Below are 8,099 nucleotides of genomic sequence, written 5' to 3' on the forward strand. Positions count from 1 at the left end.
AGACCTAAAGGAGCTATCGTATGCCTATGCAGCTTAAAGAAGGAGAGATATTGTTGGGCAAGCAAAAAGAAAGTAAAACAAGGATGGAAATAAAAAATGGAGAAATTGCTCTATTTAGGCAGCTCAAGTTAAAGAAAAGTGTGGGTAGATGTATGATACTGGCTCCGGAAGACGAAAAAAATGATAAGAAAGATAGCACGCTACTGAAAGGATTAGTAAGAGCACATCTGTGGCAACGTCAAATAAAAGAAGGAAAATACGCAACAACAAGAGAGCTTTGTACTGAAATTAATGTACGACATATACAGCGTATTTTACGATTAAATTACCTGGCTCCAAGGATAAAAGAGGATATTCTAAACGGAACCCAGCCACGACATCTGAAATTAGCAGATTTAAAGAAAATACCACTTTTATGGAGTGAGCAGTTGGAGAGGTTTTATGGTTATCCACAGAATATACAATTTTCAACAAGTGAACAAAATACCAAAAAAGTTATGTAAAAAAAAGTGATTGACTTGTAATCTCATGATAATTAAGATATGCTTAATTAATAAGGGGGTTATATGCCAAGTTTTTTTGATAATGAAACATTCGAAAGAGAAGTAGAAGAATTTATAAGCACTGGAAATGCAAGTTTAATTCAGGTGCTTGTCCATAATTCCATAGGGCTTACCAAGTACTATTTAAGCTTTATGGTTACCAAAATCAATATTATGAATATAAGGCTGTATGGTGAGTACGAGTTAAAGATACAATGTCTGGAAAGGTATAAAGAAATCTTTCATAAAGAAATGAGATCTTTAAGAAATGAAGAGGATGAAGAATTAATAAATAGTATAGATAGAAGTTTTGACTTTGTTGATAAAGGTATAACCCTTGATAGGGTAAAATTAGTAAAATCCTTCAGTAAAGAAGGAAATGAGATAAAACGAGAAATCAAAAAAAGATTAAAAGAGAATGTGTTTGCACGCTTACCAGAAACAAAGGAAGTAGAAAAGTCTCGCTATATTGCCGATCATAGATTTTTTCAAGGCGAAAAGAACATCACTGAATACACTAATGAAATAGATATAACAGACCTATGCTCTATAGATTATGAACAAATTCTTAAGATTTATGATAATTTTGCTAATAAGACGATAGAAAATATGGATAAAGAAATAAAGGATTCAGTTGATAATGCTTTAGAAAGGACAATGGAAATGTTCAGTGAGAAAAGAGATATTACAGTAAGTGAGTATAAAAGATGCGCAGGGAAAATTCAGCAACATTACTCATTTTTAAAAGACATTGAAAAATTTACATTTCTTAGTCAATGGTATCAAGAGCTAGAGAACACAGTAGCAAAAACTATAGATGAAAATATAAAAAATGTGTTATGTCCTAATGAAAAAAATCCTCCTACAACGCTCATTATTGCTAAGCTGAGTAATTGGTTCATAGTGAGAGTTCTGCATAAGCTTCTTCATGATAAGCTTGTAAAATTGGGTAAATATGAGGGTTTAAATTTTTCTCAAGAAGTTGTGGAATTATTAGAAGAAAAAATTACTAGGCTAGATGACAGATTACTTGATCCTGAAAAATTCGTGAATGCCATAAGAAGTGCGTTACTTCATAGTAATTTAACAAGCAGCAAGCCTATATTAAGTAATATGCTGATTAAAGAAATAAAACCTGATTTAAGTACGCAAGCACAAGAAAGATTAGAGAAAGCCCGTGTAATGGCAAACGAAGTTTGGGAAAAAGATAGAAATAGTCCATTATGTATTGAGAGTTTTATAAAAGTACTTTTACAAGAATTAGATAATCAGATTTCAGAGTGTAAAGAGGAAGTATATCTACGAAAACTAGAAGAAAACATTATAGAAGAAATAAGGAATGAAATATCTAAAACTAAAAGTGAAGTTTTTGTGAGGGATATTACTATTAATGCACTAAAACAGCAAAAGAGTACTTTAGTACTAGCGTTAACAATATACACGGTAACCTCATATGATGTAATTGAAGCAGGGTTCAATATCTTGGATGATATGCTAACTGAAGCTATAAAACAGGATAAGGAAGACCTAGCAATGCTTTTGGTTTGTAACGGAGCAGATATAAATACAAGAAGTGTGAATGGAAAAACATTAAGTGAAGAGTTACTAACAAGACCAGCTTTTACAGAAATCGCACGATTATATAGTTCAATGCCAAAAATTAGGGCAAGGTTTACTACGGAAAATTTTGAACGAGAGTTAGAAATGATTAATTTCATTACAGAGCAAGCTAGCAGTGCTAAAGGAGAAAAAGTTTTAGATCTACATAGTATTTTCACCTTAAAAGAATTATGTGAGTTACTTCCTAAAGATACAGTATTTAGTAAGATAAGTTCAATGCTGCAAAACTATAAAAAAGAAGTATCCTGTAAAGAAGATAATTCTAGTGTAAAGTTGAAAAGAAGTAGTAAGCAAAATAAAGAACAGGATTCAAAACAGGTAAATAAGACTTGTGAAAATGAACAACAAAGTTTAGAGCAGGTAAGGAAATTTTTTGAAAAACAAGAAGTGAAGAAATTAAAAGTAGGATGGGCATGTGGTGGTGGAGGTGCTATTGTTGGAGTTGGTGGAGGTGCTGTTGTGGCTGAAGTTGCAGCTGGTGCTGCGATGGCAGATGCTGCTGCTGTTGTAGTTGGTGGTGCTGGTGTAGTAGTTGCTATACCGTTTGTTATTCCTGCTGTACTAGTTGCAATTGGTGTGACAGTATTAGCTAGCTATAAAATACATGCGTACAAAACGAAAAAAAGTGATCTAGAAATAAGCCGTGATGATGTTGATGAGTTGAATAAGGCTCTGGATAATTTGATAGGGATTTTGCAAAGATCTGTCCCTTCAGGAACAAATGAGATACTATATGAAGAATTAAAACAAGCAAAGGAAATGATAAATAAAAGTAAAGAAGAGCATTCACTGCCAAACTCTTTGCGAAGAATGGCATGGAAATGGGAATCATTTGCAGATTTCTGCAATATAAGGCAGGCACCAGAAAAACAGTGGCAAAGCATACCTCTCGTAATTGCATTAATTGAAGAGTTTCAGCAATCTTTTACGGAAAGTCAAAAGAAGGATGAGTTATTTAGTCGCAAGGCAACAACATTTTCAGAATTTGCAAAAAGTATTACAGGAAGTCGAGAAGAATATAAACAAAGCTTAATTTACTACCATCGATTTAAGCAAGAAATAGAAGAAAACAAAAAGAAGGAAGAGGCAAGCAATAAAACCATACAAGAACTTGGTAAAGAAAATATGGAACATCAAGTCAAAGGGCATGAGAAAGATACTCAACTCGAGGAAGCGGAGAAAGGAAGGGAAGAAGAAAGGAAAGGAAGGGAAGAAGCGGAAAAAGGAAGGGAAAGAGCGGAGGCAAAAGCAAAAGCTATTAAAGAAGCTATTGAGTTATTGTGTGATGCAATGGAAGAGCGTGGAATATCAAGAAAGCAGATGAAACAGAATAAAGATGCGCAAAGTTTTTTAGAGGAGCAGTATACTTTTTTCGTTCTCAATGAGGGTTATGAAACCAAATTTAAGAGGCTTATGGAGGAAAGCCCAGTTAACCTACGTGATATATTTGAGGAAGTGAGTGAAGATTTTACTGAACAAGGGAAGGAAGAGGAAAAATTAAGAAAAAATATGCTGGAGTGTAGTGATCGAGACATTAATAATTTAATATGCATGGCAGTAACAAATGTAGTACAAGCAAGAGAAAAAGCAGAAAAAGTGAAGAGAACATTGCAGGGTGAAATAGAGAAAAAATCACCAAGTTCTTCGCTGAATAGTATGGATTATGCAAATGTTGCAGGACCTTCTTGGAAAAAATGAAAATATCAAGTAAAAACAAAAAAGCGATAGTACTGGCACTAGTTGGATTATCGTTATGGTGTTTATGTTGTCGGAATAATCAGCTGCTAGTAGTCTGTTTAGCTCTGCTATGCGCTTGTTTAGTGTGGTTATATAGGAGTGAGGATATGTTCTCGTTTAAATCTAAAAAAGCAATCAAAGAAGAAAACTATATCGAGTCAATCAGAGGCATAATAAGTAGTGAAGATTTTGCCATGCATGCAAGGTCTGTAGTGAGCCTGTCGGATTATCAGTATAGAGATTATAGGTCAAAAATCTGTAGTAGCAGAAGATTTCAAAGTGGACTTGAAAGAGAAGTGATGGAGAAATTTTTAAAATATATAGAAGAAAAAAGAACCAATAAACTAGAGCTTGAGAAAGATATAAAGAGACTGCGTTACACTGATTTAGATTGGCAAAAGAGAAGTGATCTACAGGATGCATATTGGATATTGTGGAGGTATACAAAAGACTTTATATGGCAAATAAAGCCTTATTACGGGAAAAAGGAGGCAATAGAGCATTTTCTAAAGAAAGTAAAATGTTTAAATGAGAATTTCACGTTAGAAACGGCGCTAGAGAGAATGAGGGTTTTACATGAGGATCATGATGATATCAAGAGAGAGTTAAAAGTGTTGCTGGCAAGATATCATCCAGATAAAAACAAACATGAGAGAGCACGAGAAGTTTATGAAAAAATAGAAATGGTGTACAGTGCGGTAAGTATAATACTGGAGAGATATGAGAGATATTATGGTGACACAATATATTGCAACTTTAAGTTATTTTTGCCAAGAAAGTTGAAGAACATAAGTGACACGGAGGTACGCAAGGAGATTGCCTCAATATATGAAGTGTTTGGTGTGGAATATTACCACAAAAGACAGAATGGTGTTGAGAAGATAAGAGATGAAATATTGACAAAGTATAGGGAGTTGATAGATAACGCTGACACTATTTTAGAGATGAAAATAAACAAATCAGAAAAAACAGAGGGAGAAGAACTATGGGTACAAAAGGATAAAATAGAAGAAGAAATAGAAGGTTTAGTTAAGAAGTTGAGAGAAGAAATGCAGGTTATACTGGAGGTATGCTGTGAGATTAGTGCAAGGTATGAAAGAGAAATAGAAAAACATAAATCAGAGGAAATAGAAGGAATCGAAAAAGAGTATTATCAGCAAAAAAAAATAGAAAGGCTACAAAATAAGCTTGATAGATTATATCAAGAAGAAAAGGAAATGAGAGCATTTGTAGACCAAATGAAGGTAAAAAATGCTTTCAACATGGTACAGAATTGGGATAGGTTAGGATTATGGAATGAAGCTAAAAATAAAGCAAAAGCTTCAAAAGAAACACTGAGGTATATTTGGAAGGCAATAAAGAACTTACCTACAACAGCTTACTGGTATAAAGAATATAGGTATGTGTCAGGTTATTCGAGCTTATATGAAAGTTATAAAAAGGCAATAAAGGAAATCGATAGTTATGAAGTGAAGGTAGGTAAAGATGGCAAGTTGACTTTTTATAAAATGGTGCTAACAGAAACAGGTGGTGAGATTGATTATATGGATTTTGTTGCAAGATTAGAGAGTTTAAGATTGCAAAGTAATGAATTACGGAACGAATTTAAAACACAAGAAGAACTGGAGGAAGAAGAAAGAGAGCAAGTTGAAACAATAAAAGCGATGAAACAGCAGTCAAAAAAGATGAAAAAGAAAGGAGAAGAATCAAAAAACCAACTTGAAGAAGTGAAGAAGGGTATGGAAGAAGAAAAGAAAGGAAGGGAAGAAGCGGAAAAAGGAAGGGAAAGAGCAGAGGCAAAAGCAAAAGCTATTAAAGAAGCTATTGAGTTATTGTGTGATGAAATGGAAGAGCGTGGAATATCAAGAAAGAAGGTAAGACAGGATAAGGATATATACAGTTTTTTAGAGGAGCAGTATATTTTTATTGTTCTCAATGAGGGTTATGAAGCCAAATTTAAGAAGCTTATGAAGGAAAGCCCAGTTAACCTACGTGATATATTTAAGGAAGTAAGTAAGGATTTTACTGAACAAGAGAAGGAAGAGGAAGAATCAAGAAAAAATGTGCTGGAGTGTGGCGATAGAGACGTTAATGATTTAATATGCATGGCAGTAACAAATGTAGTACAAGCAAGAGAAAAAGCAGAAAAAGCAAGAAGAACGTTACAGAGTAAAGTAGAGAAAAAATCACCAAGTTCTTCGCTGAATAGTATGGATTATGCAAATGTTGCAGAACCTTTGCGGAAGAAATGAAAGTTACATAAGTTTGGTTAAATATTTTTTTTAAGAAAGTCCCTCTCTTCAGCGTGACAAAAAATTCAATTATTTACTTTCTCTAAACCGCAAAAAATGTCCTACCTTTTAGAGAAAAATAGGTGAAAGTTAATAGATTATGTAAAGAAAATGGGAATTTTGGGGCAAATAATTAGGTACGAAATGTCGTATGTATGTGGGTAAAAATAAGCTATTATTGGGGGTTTTTGCCATACTAAAACTAACTTAGAGAGGAGTTTGCAACTACGGGTAAATGGGCCAAGCGATTCCAAAAAAAACTTACTCTCGGAATCGTTATGCAAAATAGCCAAAATCAGCCATACTGGATAGCTTTTCAGTAATTTTTGTTTATATGAAAGTATATACGTGCGTGAGAATAGAGAGGAAAATGTTGTCAAATTTAACGAAATTGGTGTCTAAAGTAAATAAAGGGTTTTCAGTCAGTGCTAACTTCAGCTTCAAAATGCAAAAAGCTTGCATTGTTAAGTTTAATAATTTATTATGTTATGAATCAATCATGATCGGTTTTGGTGTAACAACAAGGGGGTTTTATGTTAAAGACAAGGTATCCAGCAAGCTATTTAAAAAAAGAAGAACTTAAATCACAAATACAGGAAGAACAGCAATATAGAGAGCAAAGCAGAAAGGCTCTTCAAGACTTAAAAAGAGTAAAACGTACAAATGATAATCCAGAACTGCCAGAAGGTTTTAAGGTGGAACAAGCTATTAGAAGATCTGGTTCTTCTAAAGGAAATAAATTATCTGAGAGTCAACCTGAACAACATGTTAAGTTGGTGAAACAACAACCAGATCTACCAGGAAATAGAGTGAAAAGAGCTGATAATGAATCAGGGCCTTCAAATGCTAATCAAGGAAATCAGCAATCTCCTTATGACGGTAGTCAGTCTGATCGAGATAATCAGCCCATTGATTCTGCTCAGCATCACCAAATAAATCTTAATTCTCCTGACTTTATTGATAGTGATGATGAAAGAGGAAAAAATACAGAGCTATTTACTGCTATAAGGAAGGGTGAACTGCAGAAAGTCCAAGAGCTTCTAGAAGCAGGAGTAAAGACCGACATTATTGATAAAAATAATAAAGATAATAAACCTTTACACTATGCTGTTGAAAAAGGCAAAAAAGAGATAGTTGAAGAATTACTGCTTCCAAAGTGGAAAACAGATATTAATGCTAAGAATAATAAAGGTGGTACTCCTCTACATATTGCTACTTCTAAAAGTGATAAAAAACTTGTAGAATTACTCCTAAATAATCAAGCAGAAGTTGGTATGAGAAATAACGATGATGAGATTCCATTAGATATTGCTAAACGTCTTGATAAGCAAGATATTGTGGGGATATTGAAATCACACACTCAGCCAACCCTACAATCCTATGTTAAAGAGCAATCAGCAGATCAGCAATTTCAGCAAAGTTTCTATTCTAAGGAGAGCGGAGATCAAGAAAAGAATAAGCAATATTCTAATAAAGTAAAAGAAATTGCTCAAAAGCGCAGCTCTAAAAGAAGAGCAGGGACTGCAAGTAGTGGAGATTCTTATGAAATTGATCTATTAATGTTAGGTAAGATTAGAGGGGAAAGTGATACAGATAGATTTTATTTAGACACAAATGTGGATGGTTTAGGTGCTTTTGATGATATAGTCTTTAGATATTGGAATGAGGAAAAATCAACAATAATTCTTTTGCAAGCAAAACATGTAGAAGATTTAAAAAAGGGTAAGGTTACCATTGAAAAATTTACAAATCCAAAAAACGATAAATTTTATCTAGGCAAGTATTTCTCGGACTATTTAAACAGTAGAGAAAGATTTAATAACAAATCTAAAGATCCTATATTTCAAGGTAATTTTAAGGAGCTAGATCTTAAGTATATTATTTATACTAATTCTATTCTGGATGAACA

The 8,099-nt window shown here is 33.5% G+C and carries 4 protein-coding genes; all 4 read left to right on the plus strand.

Annotated features, from left to right (window positions below; genetic code table 11):
- The first annotated feature begins 26 nt into the window (after nt 1-26).
- Nucleotides 27-503 carry a hypothetical protein gene (locus IC220_RS05490; protein ID WP_188153511.1) on the plus strand — a complete coding sequence of 159 codons (477 nt, stop codon included), beginning with the start codon at nt 27-29 and terminating at the stop codon, nt 501-503.
- A 63-nt stretch (nt 504-566) separates the two neighbouring features.
- Entirely contained in the window at nt 567-3,860 is a 3,294-nt protein-coding gene (locus tag IC220_RS05495; protein WP_188153512.1) for a hypothetical protein, read from the plus strand.
- A gap of 146 nt (nt 3,861-4,006) precedes the next feature.
- The gene (locus IC220_RS05500) at nt 4,007-6,151 is read left to right on the plus strand and encodes a hypothetical protein (protein ID WP_188153513.1); all 2,145 of its coding nucleotides are present in this window, start codon (nt 4,007-4,009) and stop codon (nt 6,149-6,151) included.
- A gap of 572 nt (nt 6,152-6,723) precedes the next feature.
- The coding region (locus IC220_RS05505) for an ankyrin repeat domain-containing protein (RefSeq protein ID WP_188153514.1) at nt 6,724-8,099 on the plus strand (1,376 nt) is incomplete at its 3' end.

The sequence above is a fragment of the Wolbachia endosymbiont of Pentalonia nigronervosa genome, from assembly GCF_014534705.1.
GTDB lineage: Bacteria > Pseudomonadota > Alphaproteobacteria > Rickettsiales > Anaplasmataceae > Wolbachia.

Coding starts and splice junctions, on each gene's coding strand:
- IC220_RS05490 (WP_188153511.1), top strand. CDS start 27: ATGCAGCTTAAAGAAGGAGAGATATTGTTGGGCAAGCAAAAAGAAAGT.
- IC220_RS05495 (WP_188153512.1), top strand. CDS start 567: ATGCCAAGTTTTTTTGATAATGAAACATTCGAAAGAGAAGTAGAAGAA.
- IC220_RS05500 (WP_188153513.1), top strand. CDS start 4,007: ATGTTCTCGTTTAAATCTAAAAAAGCAATCAAAGAAGAAAACTATATC.